Raw genomic sequence first — 18,029 nt, forward strand, 5'->3', positions numbered from 1 at the left:
ACCGCCCCCCAGGAGATCTTGTTGATCATGATGGTGCGGGCATCGTCGGCCGGGGTCGCCGGGCTCATGTGTGGCGCGTCGTAGTCACCACGGTTGCGCGGCGTGTCGGGGTGGTGGTTGGTCGCCATCGGCGGCTCCGTTCAGAAAGGGGCTGGCATGGTGCAAAAAGAAGGCTGCCCAAGGGACGGCCTTCCGCGGTCAGGTCTTGTCGCGCGGGAGCGTAGGGTCGGTGCTGCCAAGGCCATGGCCGGTCCGATCATCCTCGATCTCGACGTCCATGCTGCGCACGGTGTCGCGGACCATCTCGGTCTGGGTCTCGACGTCCTTGTGCAGGGCGATCTCTTCCTTCACCCGGGCAGTCTTGCTGACCACCACCTCTTCGCCGCGCTCCACCGCCTCGATGGTGCGCTCCTGGAAGGCAGCCACACCGGACACAACCTCCTGGTCCACCGGCCGGCGCTCGATCGTCACCCGCTCCGAGTGCAGGTCGACCTGCTCTTCCACCGGGCGCTCGACCACATAGGTACGCACCCGCACCAGACCACCAGCGGCTTGGCGCTTGCCGACCTTCAGCTCTTCCTCGGTGAGTTGGACGGTCGCCTCGGTGCCAGCAGTACCCGTGAAGGCGGTTGTATCCGCATAGGCGCTGGTACGGGCAGTGTCGGCGTAACCGGCTGTGCCGATCGCGTTGGCACCTGGACTGGAAGCATAGCTGCTGCTGCCCGTTGTGCTGGTGGCACTAGTGCCGCCGGTCCAGCCCTCGCCTCGCCAAGTCTCAGTACGCTCGTCCAGATCGATGGGACCGGAGCGTTCCATCACGTCGACCGCCCGGTCCTCCAGCCCATCCGGCACCCGGACCGACAGCAGATAGCCGCCACGCCGGATCCCTTCGGAATAGGCGTAGCGGTCCTTATCGGGCATGAAGAGGTCGCCCAGGCTCGCCCAGAAGCCCTTATCCTCCGTGCCGGGAGCCAATCCGGTGTTGGCTTCGGTATCGGCGCTGCGGACGAAGACTTCACTGTCGGCGATGCCGAGAGCGATCAATTCATCCCGAGCAGCTTCCGCGGCGCCGAGCGTGTCGTAGAGCGCCGTCATCGTCTGCGTCATTGGTCTTCACCTTCCACGGTGATGGGGAACCGCAGGTCCGGCTCTTCCAGTCGCGTCACCGTCGCATGCTCCGCGCGGAGCGGTATTGTCCGGCGGACCAGTTCCTCACGGACGGTCTTGGTAACCCGCAGCTCCTCCTTGAGCATCAGCCGGGTCTGCACCACGAGCCGCTCCTCGAGAACCGGGATGATGAGCACCCCGTTCTCTTCGCGGATCGGCGGGACCTCCTCCACGAACTGACCGACCGGGACACGCTCGACCTTGACCTCCTCTTCCTTGAGGAGCGCCTCCACGACATGCGGCGTGGTCTCGACCTTGGTCTCGACCAGCACACGGCCAAGCTCGACCAAGTGCTTGCGGAGCTGAAGCTGCTCTTCCAGCAGTTCAACCCGCTGGTCGGGTTGGTCAGGAGCGGGGGGCTTGGTCATGGGGCAGCAACTGCAGCGGAATGCCGTAGTTCCCGTTCAGACAAATATACGATGCACATTACGTATGTGAATGAGACAATATGCAGAAGTTATACAGTGCTTCCTGCGGGGATATTTTTACGCTACTATTTGTAGAAATGACTTGTCAGGCTCCTGACCAGCAGGTTCTGGGTCAGCTAGCTTTATGGGGGGCTTCTGTAGCGGCCTTCTCCAGTGGATCAGTGACGGGAGACGGGGCCGCTCATCTACCGGAAGAAAAGGTGCACTACCCTACCGGCACGCCGAGAGGCTGATGAATAAATGCCTGTACCTCGGGTTGCAGGCTGAGCTTCGTGGCCAACTCGTCGAGATAGGCCTCCTCGGACCTATACGGAGTGATCGTCAGGACCGACACCGCCTAAACCTGTGCGCCCCCTCGATATTGGGAACGGCGGCCACCACGGCATCCACATCCAGCGGCTTGGCCAGCTCGCACAGCACCCAGTCTCTTTGCTCGGTGTCGGCTCCCGCCTCCTCGAGCTTGCCAACGATGGTGTTCATCTCGCGATCATCGACATGCCCATCGGACTTGGCGGCCGCGATCATGGCCATCAGCATGACCTGCTGGGGCCGCTCGTCCGGCGCCGGCACCTCTGCCGGCTTCAACGGCTCCGCAGGAGCCGCGCTGGATGCTCCGGTCCAGGAAGCGGAAGAGGACTAGCCCCAGTTGCGTAAGGCGTTCATGGCGATCACGCCCATCGCTGCACCAGCAAGCGCACCGCTCGAACGCCCGCCGCCGAGCATGGAGCCGATCAGGCCGCCAAGGCCGCCGCACCTGAGAGCAGCTTCGGAAACCGTCGGTTCTGGTGATTGTTGAGTGGTGGTGCAGGAACGCCTGGGCGGCTCAGGAAGAGGCTTTGGCGGTGCATCTTGCGACCGGATCAGGCATGCCGCGTGGTCCCAGCGGCAGTCCGCATGAAAGCACGGCAAGATGAAACCTTCCAATGGGAGCGAACCTACCTTTTCACCCGCAACTTCGATAGACCGCACCCGCCTGATCGTCGGCATCGGTGCCTCAGCCGGTGGAATCGATGCATTCCAGTCGTTCTTCGCAAGGATGCCTGCCGACACTGGAATGGCCTTCGTGCTGGTCCAGCACCTCGACCCCAACCATGACAGCTCCCTGGTCGCGATCATCGCCGGCTACACCACAATGCCAGTGCATCTGGCCGAGGGCGGCGAGCAGATCCGCCCGAACCACGTCTACGTCATTCCGCCCAACACCATCCTGACCATCAAGAGCAACGTCCTGCACCTCGACAGTCCGGCACCACCCGCTGCCCGGCGCACCTCGATCAACACTTTTCTTACCTCGTTGGCGGAAGACCAGGGCGAGAACGCGGTCGGGATCATCCTGTCCGGCTTTGGCAGCGACGGTGCACTCGGCATCGCCGCCATCAAGGAACAGGGCGGACTGACCCTGAGCCAGGCGGAGTTCGACCATCACGCCAAGAGCGGCATGCCGCAAAGCGCTGCCTCCGGCGGTTTCGTGGATCATGTACTGGCCGTCGAGGACATGCCGGCTGCCCTGGTGGAATACCGCAACCATCGCAAGATCGGCGATGCCGAGAAGGGGCCGGACGGCATTCGCCAGGATCTTCCCAGCCACCTGGCCACCATCTGCGCGGTGCTGCACAGCCGGCTCGGTCGTGACTTCAGCCAGTACAAGACCGGGACGTTGATGCGCCGCATTCAGCGCCGGATGCACGTCCTGCAGACCGACAAGGTTACCTCCTACATCGAACAGTTAAGGAGTCTGCCGCATGAGGCGGAACTGCTCTTCCGCGAACTCCTGATCGGGGTCACGCGGTTCTTCCGCGACGCGGAGGCGTTCGAGGTCCTCGAAGCCACCATCATCCCGATCTTGCTGATGGAGCGCGCTGACACCGAACCGATCCGGGTATGGGTGGCCGGGTGCGCCACCGGCGAAGAGGCATATTCGATCGCGATCCTGCTCAAGGAGGCTCTGGGGCGGGCTGAGAGCCGTCGCCCGGTCAAGATCTTCGCGACCGATCTCGATGACCGTGCGATCGAGGCTGCCCGAGCAGGGTTGTATCTGGCAGCGATCGTTGCCGACCTCTCGCCGGAGCGCCTGGAGCGGCATTTCGTGAAGGAGGACGGCAACTACCGGGTTGCCAAGGACCTGCGGGAGATGTGCCTGTTCACGACGCACGATCTCGTCCAGGACCCGCCATTCTCGCAGCTCGATCTGGTCTCTTGCCGCAACCTCCTGATCTACTTGCAACCGCAGCTGCAGCATCGGGTGCTCACCACCTTCCACTATGCGCTGCGGCCTAGCCGGCACTTGTTCCTGGGTCCGGCAGAAACCATCACTGCGCAGCCTCATTTGTTCGCGCCGCTCGACAAACGGCATCGCATCTATGTCAGGCAGGACGGAGTGGGGCGGCTGCCTGCCTTTCCTCTCGGGCATGCCTCGTTCTCCACCACGCCCTTGCCACCGCATCCACCCCAAGCCAGCCGATCTTCCGGACTGGTCGAAGACGACATCGACCGGCGAGCGGCGCGCGCCATGGCCCGCCATGCGCCGGCGTATTTGGTGGTGAACAGCCGGCATGACATCCTGCGGTTCTCCGGGCAGACCGCGAAGTACCTTGAGCCTGCATCCGGGATTGCCAGCCTGCGCCTGTTCAGCCTCCTGCATCCGGATCTGCGCACCGCTGCGACTGCTTTGCTCCAAAAGGCGGCTGCGACCGGGACACGGGCGCTATCCGGTCCTGTCAGCATGGAGACAGGCGACGCGTATGAGCGGGTCAAGCTGATCGTCGAACCCTTGTCTTCGGCGGGGGAGGAGGGCTTGTATGTCCTCGTGTTCCAGGTGGTCGAAGCGGCGCCGATCTTGGCGAACGCCGCAGGACCGGCCGTACCTGCTGAAGGACAGGCAGCGACCATCAAGGCCCTGAACCTGGAGCTGCTGGAAGCGCGGGAGCGGCTCCGCCGCCTAGCCGACGAGCTCCAGGCATCCAACGAGGAGCTGCGCTCGGCCAACGAGGAATACCTGTCGGCCAACGAGGAGCTGCGCTCGGTCAACGAAGAGCTGGTGACATCGAAGGAGGAGTTGCAGTCTCTCAACGAGGAGCTGCAGACCATCAACGCGGAGCTGAACCACCGCAACGACAGTCTGGTGCGCTCCAACAGCGACCTTGCCAACCTCTTCGACAGCACCTCGATCGCCATCCTGTTCCTGGACCGGGACCTGCGCATCCGCCGCTTCACCCCACGCCTCCTGGAGATCTTCAAGCTACGCGAGGGCGACGAAGGCCGACCGATCACCGACATCGTCACCCATCTGACCCAGGCGGGGCTGAGCCAGGACGTGCAGGAAGTGCTGCGCACGCTGGCACCCATCGAGCGTGAGGTGAGAGGGGCGGACGCCACCACCTACCTGATGCAGGTGCGCCCGTATCGTGCCCTGAACGACACGATTGACGGTGTGGTCGTCGCTTTCATCGATCTTGCCGAGCGCAAAAAACATGAGCAGGCGCGTGCTCTGCTCGCAGCGATCGTCGATTCCTCGCAGGATGCGATCATCAGCCATGACCTGAATGGTATCATCACCAGCTGGAACGAAGGTGCTGAGCAGCTCTATGGCTACCCGGCCGAGGAGGCGCTCGGTCAATCGCTGAGCGAACTATTGGGGGAGGCGCTGCCGGAAGACTGGCCGTTGGTGCTGGCAAGGCTGGAGAAAGGCGAGCGCATCGCCGACGTCGACAGCGCCCGAACCGGCAGGAATGGTCAGCTGCTCGAGGTGTCGATCACGGTCTCACCGGTCAGACAAGGAGACGGCCGGATCGTTGGTGCCTCGATGGTCGCGCGCGACATCAGTGCGCGGAAGGCAGCCGAACGCAAAGCTGCCCTCTTGCTGGGCGAACTCGATCACCGGGTGAAGAACATCCTGGCGGTCGTGTCAGCGGTGGTCTCGCAGACCTTGAGAGGCAATCCGGAGCCCAAACTGTTTGCGGCCGAGGTCGAAGGCCGCATCAAGGCGATCGCCAAGGCGCACAGCCTGTTGACCCAGGCGGGCAACGGCCAGATGTCGCTACATGCCATCTTCGCGACGGAACTTGCACCCTATGAGCGGGGCAATGGCCACCTGGTGATCACCGGCCCGGATGTGGCGTTGACGCCCAAGGCAGGGTTGGCCTTGGCCATGGCGGTCCATGAACTGGCCAGCAACGCCGCCAAGTACGGTGCACTTTCCACCACCTCTGGTCAGCTGGCGGTCAGCTGGGACGTCGCGGCAAAATCGAGCGAGCGCTTGCTGACCCTCAGCTGGATAGAGGCAGGTGGACCGCCGGTGGCGCCTCCCTTCAGGCGCGGGTTCGGGACGACGCTGATCGAGCGGACACTGACCCACGAACTCGACGCCGAGGTGAGCCGGGAGTTCAGGGTCGACGGGCTGCACTGCTCGATGACGCTTCCTGTGATCGAGGAAGTCGGCCAGCTCTGGATCGGCGATAAAGCCGGCGGCCAATCTGATGACCAATGATAGCTTAGCAGGACAGCGCATCTTGGTGGTGGAGGATGAGACCCTCATCGCCTTGTTGATTGAGGAGACCCTGCAGGACCTCGGCTGCGTGGTGGTGGGCCCGGTAGGCAGGCTGGACAAGGCACTACAACTGGCCAGCCAGGAAGCGCTCGATGCGGCGGTCCTGGATGTGACCATCCGCGGCGGCCACGTTTTTCCGGTGGCTGAACAGCTCCTGGCCCGAGGCGTCCCGTTTTTGTTGGCGAGCGGCTATGGGGACTGGGCCCTGCCCGAAGCCTTGCAGGGCAAGCCTCGCTTGGCCAAGCCATTCACCCATCAGGAACTTGAAGAGCAGGTGCGACTGCTCTGCCAGCAAGGCGGCTAAGCCAAGCGTCCTTCAGACGGTGCCGATTATCTATGGCGTCGTGGAGATGTCTGCGAGGACAGGGTCAAGCGGCTCGACCAAGCTTCCGCTCTGTGTTCAATGCGCCGGCCTCGGCTTCGATGGTTGCCACATGGGCATCGATGGGAAGATAGCTGAACCGTCTCGTAGCGTCGGCGGTCGGCTCTAGCAGCGCCAAGCCGCTGGCCATGTCACGCCGCCCGCTTGCCCAACGGTCCCTGATCGAGGACGGCGAGAAATCCAGGGTCTTTGCTGCTAGCTCATGGCTCGGCGCCTGGTAGATCAGGTGAACCAGGTGAGCCTTCGGCCCGTCGGGCTGGAGTTGCGAAACCGCTCCATCTTAGGACCAACCCGCTCGACCTCCTCGTCTGGCAAGAAGACTGGCATCAGCTGGTCGCCGCCTTTGCCGATCTGAGCGCGGATGGCGGCATAGTCGATCCGATGGTCGAATTGGGCGAAGGTACGCTGCCAGGATGCCGCGTGCAGGTCGACGCTAGCGATCAGCGTGCTGTCCATGTCGAAGATGACAGCAGCGATCATAGTGGTTCCAATGCGATAAGGAAGAAGACCTCTGCAACAAGATCACGCTCCGGCCGTTCCGTGGGTGGCCTAGCAATGGGATGCACTGGCCTATCCATGAGCCTCCACGTTATAAAAAGGCAACCCGAACTCGCCAGCCACCAGCGGGTTGGCGAGTGCCCGCCCGGTCGGTCTACGCATTGCTGACCACCCAAGGGCGATGGTCGAGGACCGCCGATGCGCACAAGCCAGGATCGCGGCCGATCTGATCCACCTGCAGGCCATGGTGCGACTTGAACCAGATGCGATCGTGATTGACCAGGCTGACAATCGAGATCGGGACCTCGCAAAGCTTGGCAGCCACCGCCGTGATATGATCGAAGGCGCCGTCAGGCGGAGTGTCCAGGATCACGTAGCGCCGTAGCGCGGCCAGCCGTCGCTGTTCCTGTTCGGGTGACAGGCTTTGTGTTCCCCCGTCTGACGAAGCTGTTGCGCTTGCTTGCATAGGGCACTTCGTCGGCTTTGCGGCGGCTTCGCTTGTGCCCCCAGCACGGTACCTAAGCAGCGGCTGCGGTACCGATCTCATCTGCGTCATGGGACGCTTCTCGCATGGGGAAACTCACGGCCAGACCGTCAAGCTTCCCCAGACGGCTCCAATGGTGCCGGTGCCAGCTGAGCCCCATCCTTGGTGGGTCAGTTCACGATCAGGCAGGAAGAGCCCAGCACCCTCGAGTGCTGGGCTCTTCCTGAAACGTGCCGTAGGCCGACCTACGCGCGATAGCCGGTATCAGCCTGGATCAGTGCTTCTTCGCGGCAGCGGGCTTGATCTTCTCGACCTCGACGTTGGTGTGGCGGACCTTGTCGCGCACCTTCTCGTCGTGCTCCTCGACCCGCTTGCCCAGCGTCACCTCCTCGACGATATAGGCTTCCTTGGCGACCTCGACCTCCTCGGCGGTGCCGAGCATCTCGACGGTCTTCTCCTGGAAGGCCGTCTCGGCTTCTGCGGGCTTCAGCTTGCGATTCACCTGCTCGCGCTCGACCTCGACATGCTCCTCCCGCAGGTGGACGGTCTTCTCAACCGGCTTCTCGCTCACGCTGGTGGTCACCCGCACGCCGCCGGTCGCTGTCTTGCTCTTACCAACCGAGAGCCTTTCCTCGACCTCGGACAGGCTAGTCTCCTCTTCGAGTTCGGAGCCCTCCTTGTCCCCGGCGGCCTCGTAGCGGTCGAAGATGGCCGCGGCCTTCTCGGCCTTGTCCTGGGGAACCCGCGCGGCGACCACGGTCTTGCCGTTGCCGGCGGCCTTGGCGTAGCCGCGGGCGTCGCTCTTGTCGAAGCCGAGCTCGACGATCTCGGCGACGAGCTGGTCCTGGTCGCCTTGCAGGATCTGCAGGTCCTTGTTCTTGAAGCCGGCCTTGACCAGCTCGTCGATCAACTCGTGTGCGATCTTAGAAGTCTCGATCGTACCGATGACGGTCGTGGACATCTGGTGTTCATCCTCGATGGGTTGCGGATGCCGCTTTTTCGGGAGCGGCGGAAGTAAGAGATCAGCGCGGGTCGTCGCTGCTGCCGGACGTATCGAGGTCCTCGACGACCGCTTCCTCGCGCCGCAGCATGATACGCTGCTGATCGGCGTGGACGGTGTGCCGCCGGGTCATCCGGATCTCCTCGATCGCGCGCAGGCGCTTTTCGACCACGACCACCTCCTCGTGCAGGGTGATGATCGTGGTGTCGCCCTCCTGGCGGACCGGGACCGGCTCCTCCACCCAGCGATCGAGCGGAATGCGTTCCACCTCGGCCTGTTCGGAATGGAGAAGCTCGTCGACCAGTTGCTCGTGCTCGCGGACAACGGTGCGCACGCGCACGCCGCCGGTGAGTTTCTTCCGCTTGAGAACGATCGCCCGCTCTTCGACCACGTCGACGGTTTCGTGGTCACTGTCGGGCTTGTGGGCCACCTGAGCCACCGGCTTTCCTTCCGACATGGGGTTCCAGCAGATCGCTGCGCTGGAGGAGGGCGATCCGGCGCCTGCCATGGGCAGGCGCATCGCGATCAGCGGCGGGAGGTGGACGCCTGGTCAGTCGGCATCTTGGCCATCGCCGAGAACATGGTCGCCTGAGCCGTCTCGAAGTAGCGCCGGGTGAAATGCACCGAGCGGTCCATGCTGGCGCGCAGGAAGTCCGCCTGGATCTGCGCGGCCTCGGCCGGGCTGAAGGTGCGGGTCAGCTTGGTGAGGACCTCGAGATTGTGCTGGGCCTGCTCGTTGAACAGCTGCGAGAGCGCCTGGCCGAATTCCTTCGTGTCCTGCGCCGCCTGGCCGGCAACGGCCCGCTGCGTCTCAAGCGTCGCTGTCGCGCTGCGCTGCATCTCGGCCAGGCCGTTACGGCCCATGTCCTCAGCCTTGCCGGCGGCGCTGTGTGTGGCGTCGGCGACTCGCTCGGCGGCGTGCCTGTTCTGGTCGGCGACGTTGTTTCTCGTGGTCTTGTCGCTCTGCGGCTTGGAGATCTGCGCCATAAGAATCTGTCTTTCTGAAGATTTAGGAGGCTCTCGGTGAGAGCTACGACAGTCGAATTTCTCTGTACGCTATATGTAGTGCGATATGCTGCAACGCACAATGGAATAGCCAAAATTATATACCATTCGATAATGATACTTCATAAGTTCAACATTAAGTTCATGGTACTAGCCGATGTCAAAAATGCCACAGCTTCACTGCAGCATCTACTATGCGCCGCATGCGGTCCCTTGCTCACTTCAGCTTGGAACGGCCCAAGGAACGGCAGCAGCTGTGGCTGCTGGAGCCTGCTGAGGCGCAAAACCGACCGCGGGCCTTCGTCCGCCAACGAAGAGGCCGGCATTAATTTCAGTCCGCCTGAACTTCCTGGGTCAGCTGCCAGTGCTCGTCGGCTCGGCCGTTTGGGCAGCCTTCCTGCTGCCAAAGAACGTAGGGACGTTCGCGCAGATGCTGGTCATGAGCGCGCTGCCAATATTCGTCGGCACGTCCATCGGAACACCCGTCCTCCTGCCATAAGAAGTAGGCGTGTTCCCGAACCGCCTGCTCAAGAGCCTTCTTCGTTTGGGACATGACTTCGCCATTATCCCTGTAGGGAGCCAAGGCCCTGCCCCGGTTGACGTGCATCCTGGTCGTCAGCCTTGGAAGATCGGCATCTGGCACAAGCTGTGCATGGGCTGCTACCTTCGATGCTTGGTCTTCGTACTGCGCATCGGTCGGGGCATTGGGGCCGCCCCTGTCGAATGGTTAAGCTGTACGGGACCATCCTCTTTGGGGTTTACCGCATGCTGCTGGGGCTACCCGTAGTCTGACGCGGGGCGGCCGAGGCTGGGGCTGCTTCATGTGTCTGATGATCCGCACTGATCGGTTTCACCGATCCAGCAGGCATGACCTCGGCGCCCGCCTTTTCCAGCTGACTAGTCACCGAGGCAATAAGCTCGTCCCAGCTTTTGGCAAATGAGGCCAAGCCTTGTTCCTCCAGCCCATTCACGACATCCTCGAAGTCGATGCCAACCTGCTGCAGATCATGGAAGGTACTGCGTGCTGCCTCATAGGTGCCCTTGATCGCGTTGCCACGCGGTCGCCCATGGTCCGCCACGGCGTCCAGCGTCGCAGCTGGCATCGTGTTCACGGTGTCTGGGGCCGCCAGGTCCACCACGTAGCGAGTGTCGTCGTACGCCTTATCCTTCACCCCGGTCGAGGCCCAAAGCAGGCGCTGCATTCGGCCCCCTTTTGCCTGCAACTCCCGCCACCGCGGTGACGCCAAGGCGTCCTCATAGACCTCGTAGGCAAGCTGCGCATTCGCGATCGCTGTCTTTCCTCGCAGGCGGGCAGCTTCGGCCGAACCTTCACCTGTGATCGCATCCAGCCGCCGGTCCACCTCGACGTCGATGCGGCTCACGAAGAAGGAGGCAACGCTCTCCAGTCCTTCGAGTGACCCACCATTAGCCAGCCTTTGCTCAAGCCCGTTGAGGAAGGCGTCAAGGACGGCGCGGTAACGCTCGACCGAGAAGATGAGGGTGACATTGACGGAGATGCCTGCGGCGAGCGTCTCTGTGATGGCAGGAAGCCCCTCCAGCGTCGCTGGGATCTTGATGAACAGGTTGGGCCGGTCGACCAGCCACCACAGCCCGCGCGCTTCGGCCGCCGTACGCGCGGCATCCTGGGCAATGCGCGGATCGACCTCGATCGACACCCGCCCATCACGTCCACCCGTGCGGGATGCGGTAGGACGCAGCACATCGCAGGCAGCCCGGACGTCCCATGCAGTGAGCAGCCGCACCGTCTCACCGACGGCTGTGCCCCGTAGCGCAAGGTCGTGCACCTGATCCTCATAGCCGGAACCCGAACCGATCGCCTTGGCGAAGATTGTCGGATTGGTGGTGATCCCGACGACACCGCCGTGCTTAACCATTCCAGCCAGTTCGCCTGACTTGATCCGGGCGCGGCTAAGATCGTCGAGCCACACGGCGACACCAGTGTCCGCAAGCTGTTGCAAGGCGTTGGCCATGACGGCCTCCTGTGATGTTTGGATGACCGGGTGCGGCGGATGAATTCTGAGCTGCAGGCTTATTGGCCATATACGGCGTGCAGACTATCCCAGGCAGCGCGCACGACCGCCTCGGCGGTGATGTCGAACTTTTTGTAGACGTCGGCCATCTTCCCGGACTCGCCGAAGCCATGCGTGCCAACGAAGCGGCCCTGGAACCCGAGATATCGGTCCCAACTCATCTGGACCGCTGCCTCGACCGCTACCCGTGCATGGGTCTCGCCGAGCACGGCAAGCTGGTAGGCGGCATCCTGCTCGTTGAAGATCAGCGCGCAGGGCATGGATACCACGGCGGTTGGCACACCCTGCTGCTGCAGAACCGCTCGTGCCTCCACAGCCAGGTGCAGTTCCGAGCCGGTAGCCATCAAGGTCAGCTTGCGTGTGCCGCCCTCCGCTTCCAACAGCACGTAGGCGCCACGGGCGGATTTGTTCTCAGTGCCCGGCTCCTGCCGCAGCAGCCGCATCGGCTGACGGGATAAGGCCAGCACGGCAGCGCGACGCGGGTTGTCCAGGATGACCTCCCAGCATTCCGCTGTCTCCACCGCGTCGCCAGGCCGATAGACCGCCAGATGAGGGATGGCGCGGAGAGCCGACAGGTGCTCAACCGGCTGGTGGGTTGGGCCGTCCTCGCCGAGCCCAATCGAATCATGCGTCATCACGAAGGTGGTACGGATGTCCATCATCGCCGCAAGGCGGATGGCGGGGCGGCAGTAATCCGAAAAGCAGAGGAACGTACCGCCGTACGGGATCAGACCGCCATGCAGGGCAATGCCGTTCATCGCCGCCGCCATGCCATGCTCGCGCACGCCGTAATGCACGTAGGAGCCTTTGTACTCGCCTGGCTTGATCTCGACCTGGTTCTTCGCGCGAGTGTTGTTCGACGGCGTCAGATCGGCGGAGCCGCCCAACATCTCCGGAATGGCATCGAACAGGTGGTTCAACACGGCACCGCTGGCCTGTCGTGTCGCCAGCTCCTTGCCATTCTTGATGAACTCTGCGCGGGAGGCGGCGATGGCAGACTTCCAGTCCGCCGGCAGCTTGCCTTCGTTGCGCCGCTCGAACTCCAAGCGCAGTGCATCGGGCGCTTGCTTCACCCGCCCGACCCAGGCCAGACGTGCTGCGGCGCCCTTGGCGCCGATGGCCCGCCACTCGGCGAGGAGGTGCTCGGGGATGATGAAGGGGGAGGAATCCCAGCCCAGGATCTTGCGAGCACCAGCAATCTCCTCCTCGCCAGGTGCGTCGCTGTGCGCCTTCTGCGTGCCGGCCTTGGTCGGGAAGCCGAAACCGATGATCGTGCGGCAGGCGATCATTGTGGGCCGATCCGTGACCGATCGGGCGGTGAAGATCGCCTCGCGGATCGCGTCCGTGTCGTGGCCGTCGATCTCCAGCACGTGCCAGCCAGAGGCCCGGAACCGCTCGACCTCATTGTCCGAGACGGCAAGGCTGGTGGCCCCATCGATCGAGATCGAGTTGTTGTCCCAGAAGGCAATCAGCCGGCCCAGCTTCAGGTGGCCCGCCAGCGAGATCGCCTCCTGGCTGATGCCCTCCATCAGGCATCCGTCCCCCATGAAAACATAGGTATAGTGGTTGACCAGCTCGTCGCCGAACTGCGCGTTCATGATCCGCTCACCCAGCGCCATGCCGACCGACTCGGCCACGCCCTGGCCCAGGGGGCCGGTGGTCAACTCGATCCCGTCCGCGTGATGGTACTCCGGGTGACCCGGCGTCTTGCTGCCGATCTGGCGGAAGCGCTTCAGCTCCTCGATCGGCATGTCCTTGTAGCCGGTAAGGTATAGCAGGCTATACAGCAGCATCGACCCGTGGCCGTTCGACATGATGAAGCGATCACGGTCGATCCAGTGCGGCGCCGCCGCATCGAACTGCATGAAGTCCCTGAACAAGACAGCCGCGATGTCCGCCATACCCATCGGGGCACCAGGGTGGCCGCTCTTGGCTTGCTGCACGGCATCCATGGACAGGAACCGACTGCAGTTCGCCATGTCGCGTAGGGGCTGATCCCGCGCGGCCGGAACGGTCTTCATGGCTTGATCGGAGATGGTATCAGCCATGAGAGGCCCTTTATGAAGGCTGGTTAGGCTAGATCGAGTACAACGGCTGCCCTGGGGGATCGTACCGGCCCTTGTCACTTTTCTTGGTGGAAGCCTGATAGATCTCAGCGATCGAACTCGCCAGGGCGGCATCGAATGCCGCGTCGCTCATCGAATGCTGAAGGCCTTCAGTCAGCGCCCGCGAGAAGCTTGCGATCATGCCGTGATTGGCGGCCAGACGACGGCAAGCTTCCGTTCGGGAATAGCCTCCCGACAGCGCCACCACCCTGGCCACCCTCTCATGCTGTGTCAGCTCCCGGTAGAAGTCGGCAGTGGCCGGGATCGTCAACTTCAGCATGACCTGCCTACCGTCCGGCAGGGCGTCAAGCTGCTTGAGGATTTCTGCCCGTAAGATCGCTTCGGCCCCGGCTTTATCGGGGCTCTTGATCAGCACTTCCGGTTCGATGATCGGCATCAGCCCATGGCCGGCAATCTGTGCAGCGACCTCGAACTGCTGCTTCACGACGGCGGCAATACCTTCTTGCGAAGGAAGGTTGATCGTTGAGCGCATCTTGGTGCCGAAGATGCCAAGCGTCACTGCCCGCGCGAGCAGCACATCCAGCTCCGGCATCGGCTTCATCAGGCTGACTCCGTCCTTCTCCGCCTCCAGCCCCTTGTCGACCTTGAGGAAGGGAACAACGCCGCGCTCCCACAAGAAGGCTGGAACGGGCATCCCGTTCGCTTGGCCATCCATGGTGTTCTCGAACAAGATTGCGGCCAGCACCTGCGCCCCGGTGAAGGCCGGCGACGTCATGATGCGCACCCGCATTTCATGCATGAACGTGAACATCTTGGCCTCATCGGTGTAGGCGGTGTCCGGGATGCCATAGAGACGCAATGCACCCGGGGTCGACCCACCACTCTGGTCAAGCGCGGCGATGAACCCATCACCACGGGTGATTTGTGCGGCCATTGTTTGGCTATTCATACTTTGTTTCTCCTGAGAGCTGAGCAGTTGGCTAGACGGGGACACCGCAATCAATAAGACTATTCACCAACAACAAGCCCAAGGAAAACTCTGGCCAACCGTGCGTTCCCAATCGTCTGCAGATCGCGTCCTACTTGTCCTCCTTGTGATAGACCATCGCGATGTGGATGGCCTGATTATTGTCTTCGAGCGCCATGGCTGCGTCGTCAAAGGGTGGGGGGCCGAGGAATCCCTGGACGTTGTTGCTGAACCCATATGGCTCGATCGGAACGCCCATGAAGTTCTTGTCGAGCTTGGTGTTCCCGTTCTCGTCGTGGAAGGCGATGACGGCGTACCGTCCCGGATCGAGATTGCTGAAGACCACAGCACTCCGCATCGCGGCGTTGGCGCGCAGCGCTACGGCAGCGAAGCGCTGCGGATCAACCAGGAAGCCCTCGCCGGCCGATGCCTCGACGGCCCGGGCGAAGCTCGCTGGGCTGTCGTAGAGCCCGATCATAACCGTGCCATCCGACGAGCGGATGCCTTCGATCGTCACGCGAAGTTCGCCGGCCGCGACTGGGAGAGGGGCCAGCGCCAACGAGATGACCGCCACGAGCCGCGCCGGGTGCGTCGCGGTCCAGTCCGGAACTTTCTTCCCGCCAAGCATGGCCATCGATGCCTCCCATTCCGAAGCACTTGACCGCAAATCTGATCGCCTCAGCATTCCAGGTCCAGGGCAGGAACTGGCCGAGTTCGTTGCCCTAGTCCCAGCACTAAGCGATAGGCGCGCACGTCAGCAGCCACATCTGGGGCTCCACCCCGTTCATTTTCGCCGCCACCGGGCCCCAGTGACACGAGAAGTGGTCTCCGGATCTGGCGAACGGCAGGCCGCTCGGACGCGGGTCCTTGTCTGTGAGCCAGCAGGCGGTGCCGTCCTGGCCGGGCTGGTCGATCAGGCCGATCTGCGGCAGCCCGACCGGGTGACCTTCAAGCCTTCGGCCGTCACGAGCGACTGGCGATCGTCGGCGAAGCTGACAGAGCAGCCGGATTGCGGAACGCGAGGATCTCGTCGATGGTTAGTGTTTCCCGGCGAACCTGCTTGCAGAGGCACTCATCGCGCCTTTGAATCGTTGCTGTGTAGCTATCAAGGTGGGCGCCTGAATTGAATGACTTCAGACACACCAGACATTATTCAAGACATATCAAATCGGCTACCAGTATCGTTCGTGTTGTCCATCAACTCGAAGCAGCCTTCTATGGGGGGCGTGGTCAACATGATCCGCAAAAATCTTAACGCCCATCCGTGTGAGCCGCGCGAGGCGCTGCTTGGACTATATCGGGAAGAACCTCGGAGGCAGGCAACGGCCGGGGATTGGCATCAGCACCACGTCAAGGTTTGATCTCATGAGCGAGCAAACCCCTGAAAACCAACCTTCCGGCGCGTCGGCCGAAGCCATCTCCTACCACTACGACGTTGGAACCGAGTTCTATCGGCTGTGGCTCGACCGCAACCTGACCTACAGTGCCGCCCGCTGGGGCGATCCGCACCAAGCTACGGCCAGTCCGGTCAGCCTGGAACTCGCGCAGGAAGCCAAGCTCGACTTCCACCTGAAGGCCGCCGGCATCGGGCCGGGCGACAGCCTGCTCGACATCGGCTGCGGCTGGGGCTCCATGCTGCGCCGGGCGGTCGAGCAATATGGCGTCGCCGAAGCAACCGGTCTGACCCTGAGCAGCGACCAGTACAACTACGTGCGTGCGCTCGACCTGCCCGGCGTCGAGGTCCGGCTGGAGAATTATGAGGACTATCGACCGGCCAGCAAGTTCTCGGGCATCGTCTCGGTGGGGGCGTTCGAGCACTTCACGCGGCCCGGCCTGTCAGCGGCTGAGAAGGTCGCAATCTATCGGCGGTTCTTCGAGCGGTGCCATGGTTGGCTGAACCGTGGCGCACACCTGTCTTTGCAGAGCATCACCTGGGGCAACGTCCCACGCGACAGGAGCAGTCTCATCTTGGCACAGGACGTCTTCCCGGAGACCGATCCGCCCTACCTCGCCGACGTGCTGGAGGCCTCGGTCAGCACCTTTGAACCGATCTACCTGGAGAACCGCCGCAACGACTACATCCAGACCCTGCAGGTCTGGCTGGAGCGGCTGCGCGCCCGGCAGCGGGAGATCGAGGCGATGACCAGCACCCAGACCTTCGTATTCTATGAGCGCTACCTGCGTGGCTCGATCTACCGCTTCAAGAAGAAGGAGCTCCAGCTGTGCCGCTTCGTCTTCCGGCGACATTGAGGACCTCGACCATGAATTTCATCTCGTGATCCTTTCATGATGTGACAACCAGCCTGGGCGGCCTCATCCCCCATGGACAGCCGCCGCTCAGGCGGCAGGCCGGTTCCGCTGGGTGATGCCCAGCGCGCAGCACTGCTCCAGCACGGCGTCGCCCAAGGGGCGGCGCAATTCCGGCGGCAGCTCGACCGCTTGGCGCCAGCTGCCGTCTGGTGCCCGATAACGGGGCAGGTCAACGCCGGTGGCTTCCTCCCCGGTGACTGGGTGCTTGAGCCGGATCACCTGCACCCCGTGCAGCACGAGCGGCACCCCATCCAGCACCAGCTCCACCGATGCCAGGGCCAGCAGCCTGCCCTTGGGCATTGGCTGCACGTCCAGCACCGTGGCGGTGATCAGGGTGGTGTCGTTCACCTGCAGATTGCCCAAAGCCAGCACCAGATCAATCCTGAAGATCGGTAGTCGTTTCGCCAGTGCCGGCAAGGGCCGGTGGCGGGATCGGCACAAATTATCCAGCAGTCGGCTGCAGACGTCTTCCCTCTTAACATGATGCTTATGTCATACTCAGCAGTGTTCTTGCGCAGCATCTCCGATTGCCAGGACAAGAAGCAGCCCTTGTCGGAATATATTGATTTTATAGGTCTGGTCTCTTCTCTTGCCGAAGAAGAGCCTGGGGCAGATGTTTGGTCCTGCCCTGGGCACCAGCCGCATCTGGTGCCCCCGGGAGATAACGATGAACCATTTTCTCAGCCTCCTGGACGAGCTCGATCAGCTCGTCACCGACAGCAGCTATGGCCGGAACAATCTTCAGGCATTGGAGGCGGCACGCGGCCTGACCGGCAGGATGCGCTCCTGCCCGGAAGCCGCCGACCCCTATATCTGGGAGAAGATCGGCTGCCTCGAGAACTGGCTGTCCATCCTCTACTCCCAGCGCAAGCACGTGCCCTGGGGCGGCGCCGAGCGGATCTTGGCACTCGTCCGGCACAGCTGCACCGCGCTGCGCAACCACCTTGCGGTGCACCCTTCCTGAAGAAGACGGCCGGGGCAGGCTGTATCCATTGATAGATGGCGCCGTATCGGGCTGGACCCTAGCTGTTATTCCTTCAGAGCCTTTCAGCAACGCCAGCCCAGGCAGCAGAATATGACCCATTATCTACTGGAGTTCCCGGTCATTCTTGGTGATGGAGTCGG

18 protein-coding genes and 1 pseudogene are annotated in these 18,029 nt (G+C 62.8%); 4 read left to right on the forward strand and 15 right to left on the reverse strand.

Translation table 11 applies throughout. From position 1 onward, the window contains the following. Positions 1–198 precede the first annotated feature (198 nt). The 3 genes from HLA95_RS25200 to HLA95_RS25210 form a co-directional block, all read right to left on the reverse strand. A complete protein-coding gene (locus HLA95_RS25200; protein WP_222184912.1) occupies positions 199–1,107 on the reverse strand; it encodes a YsnF/AvaK domain-containing protein in 909 nt (302 codons plus the stop codon). Beyond that, positions 1,104–1,535: a YsnF/AvaK domain-containing protein gene (locus HLA95_RS25205; protein WP_191062407.1), complete on the reverse strand. Its 432-nt coding sequence runs from the start codon at positions 1,533–1,535 to the stop codon at positions 1,104–1,106. The genes HLA95_RS25200 and HLA95_RS25205 overlap by 4 nt, the downstream gene beginning before the upstream one ends. A 381-nt stretch (positions 1,536–1,916) precedes the next feature. Beyond that, positions 1,917–2,126, reverse strand: a complete 210-nt coding sequence (locus tag HLA95_RS25210; RefSeq protein ID WP_255592242.1) for a DUF533 domain-containing protein — start codon at positions 2,124–2,126, stop codon at positions 1,917–1,919. 379 nt (positions 2,127–2,505) lie between these two features. On the opposite strand from HLA95_RS25210, the gene HLA95_RS25215 reads away from it, so the two are divergent. Then, complete coding sequence (locus HLA95_RS25215) at positions 2,506–6,081, forward strand: CheR family methyltransferase (RefSeq protein ID WP_191057997.1); 3,576 nt, start codon at positions 2,506–2,508, stop codon at positions 6,079–6,081. A 25-nt stretch (positions 6,082–6,106) separates the two neighbouring features. After that, the gene (locus tag HLA95_RS25220) at positions 6,107–6,445 is read left to right on the forward strand and encodes a response regulator (protein WP_322100169.1); all 339 of its coding nucleotides are present in this window, start codon (positions 6,107–6,109) and stop codon (positions 6,443–6,445) included. Between the two features lie 64 nt (positions 6,446–6,509). Here the strand turns inward: HLA95_RS25220 and HLA95_RS25225 are convergent, their stop codons facing one another. From HLA95_RS25225 to HLA95_RS25275, 11 genes and pseudogenes are all read right to left on the reverse strand, one after another. Beyond that, on the reverse strand, positions 6,510–6,758 hold the full coding sequence (locus HLA95_RS25225; RefSeq protein WP_191058000.1) for a DUF3734 domain-containing protein: 249 nt from the start codon (positions 6,756–6,758) through the stop codon (positions 6,510–6,512). Then, positions 6,746–7,003, reverse strand: a complete 258-nt coding sequence (locus tag HLA95_RS25230; protein WP_191057995.1) for an HAD family hydrolase — start codon at positions 7,001–7,003, stop codon at positions 6,746–6,748. Before HLA95_RS25230 ends, HLA95_RS25225 begins: the two co-directional genes overlap by 13 nt. A 172-nt stretch (positions 7,004–7,175) precedes the next feature. After that, complete coding sequence (locus HLA95_RS25235; RefSeq protein WP_191057994.1) at positions 7,176–7,487, reverse strand: hypothetical protein; 312 nt, start codon at positions 7,485–7,487, stop codon at positions 7,176–7,178. 292 nt (positions 7,488–7,779) lie between these two features. Next, the gene (locus tag HLA95_RS25240; RefSeq protein ID WP_191057993.1) at positions 7,780–8,466 is read right to left on the reverse strand and encodes a YsnF/AvaK domain-containing protein; all 687 of its coding nucleotides are present in this window, start codon (positions 8,464–8,466) and stop codon (positions 7,780–7,782) included. Positions 8,467–8,527: 61 nt separating this feature from the next. Beyond that, positions 8,528–9,025: a YsnF/AvaK domain-containing protein gene (locus HLA95_RS25245; RefSeq protein ID WP_222184914.1), complete on the reverse strand. Its 498-nt coding sequence runs from the start codon at positions 9,023–9,025 to the stop codon at positions 8,528–8,530. Positions 9,026–9,030: 5 nt separating this feature from the next. Beyond that, positions 9,031–9,492, reverse strand: coding sequence for a phasin family protein (locus HLA95_RS25250; RefSeq protein ID WP_191057991.1), 462 nt, complete (start codon positions 9,490–9,492; stop codon positions 9,031–9,033). Between the two features lie 349 nt (positions 9,493–9,841). After that, positions 9,842–10,063, reverse strand: a complete 222-nt coding sequence (locus tag HLA95_RS25255; protein ID WP_191057990.1) for a DUF2934 domain-containing protein — start codon at positions 10,061–10,063, stop codon at positions 9,842–9,844. 337 nt (positions 10,064–10,400) lie between these two features. Next, positions 10,401–11,501: pseudogene (gene tal / locus HLA95_RS25260) on the reverse strand (transaldolase); the annotation flags it as partial. 59 nt (positions 11,502–11,560) lie between these two features. Next, positions 11,561–13,609 (reverse strand): transketolase, encoded by a 2,049-nt coding sequence (tkt, locus tag HLA95_RS25265; protein WP_191057988.1) that lies wholly within the window; start codon positions 13,607–13,609, stop codon positions 11,561–11,563. Between the two features lie 28 nt (positions 13,610–13,637). Further along, positions 13,638–14,576 (reverse strand): fructose bisphosphate aldolase, encoded by a 939-nt coding sequence (locus tag HLA95_RS25270; RefSeq protein WP_191057987.1) that lies wholly within the window; start codon positions 14,574–14,576, stop codon positions 13,638–13,640. 130 nt (positions 14,577–14,706) lie between these two features. Then, positions 14,707–15,228, reverse strand: coding sequence for a DUF2141 domain-containing protein (locus tag HLA95_RS25275; RefSeq protein WP_223861367.1), 522 nt, complete (start codon positions 15,226–15,228; stop codon positions 14,707–14,709). Between the two features lie 731 nt (positions 15,229–15,959). On the opposite strand from HLA95_RS25275, the gene HLA95_RS25280 reads away from it, so the two are divergent. Next, positions 15,960–16,844, forward strand: coding sequence for an SAM-dependent methyltransferase (locus tag HLA95_RS25280; RefSeq protein WP_222184916.1), 885 nt, complete (start codon positions 15,960–15,962; stop codon positions 16,842–16,844). Between the two features lie 87 nt (positions 16,845–16,931). On the opposite strand, the gene HLA95_RS25285 is transcribed toward HLA95_RS25280, so the two are convergent. Beyond that, complete coding sequence (locus tag HLA95_RS25285; protein WP_191057985.1) at positions 16,932–17,276, reverse strand: hypothetical protein; 345 nt, start codon at positions 17,274–17,276, stop codon at positions 16,932–16,934. 295 nt (positions 17,277–17,571) lie between these two features. Here HLA95_RS25285 and HLA95_RS25290 point away from each other — a divergent pair, with 295 nt between their 5' ends. Next, the gene (locus HLA95_RS25290) at positions 17,572–17,868 is read left to right on the forward strand and encodes a hypothetical protein (RefSeq protein WP_191057984.1); all 297 of its coding nucleotides are present in this window, start codon (positions 17,572–17,574) and stop codon (positions 17,866–17,868) included. The last annotated feature ends 161 nt before the right edge of the window (positions 17,869–18,029 follow it).

It is taken from the genome of Geminicoccus harenae (assembly GCF_019800005.1).
GTDB classification, from domain to species: Bacteria; Pseudomonadota; Alphaproteobacteria; order Geminicoccales; family Geminicoccaceae; genus Geminicoccus; species Geminicoccus harenae.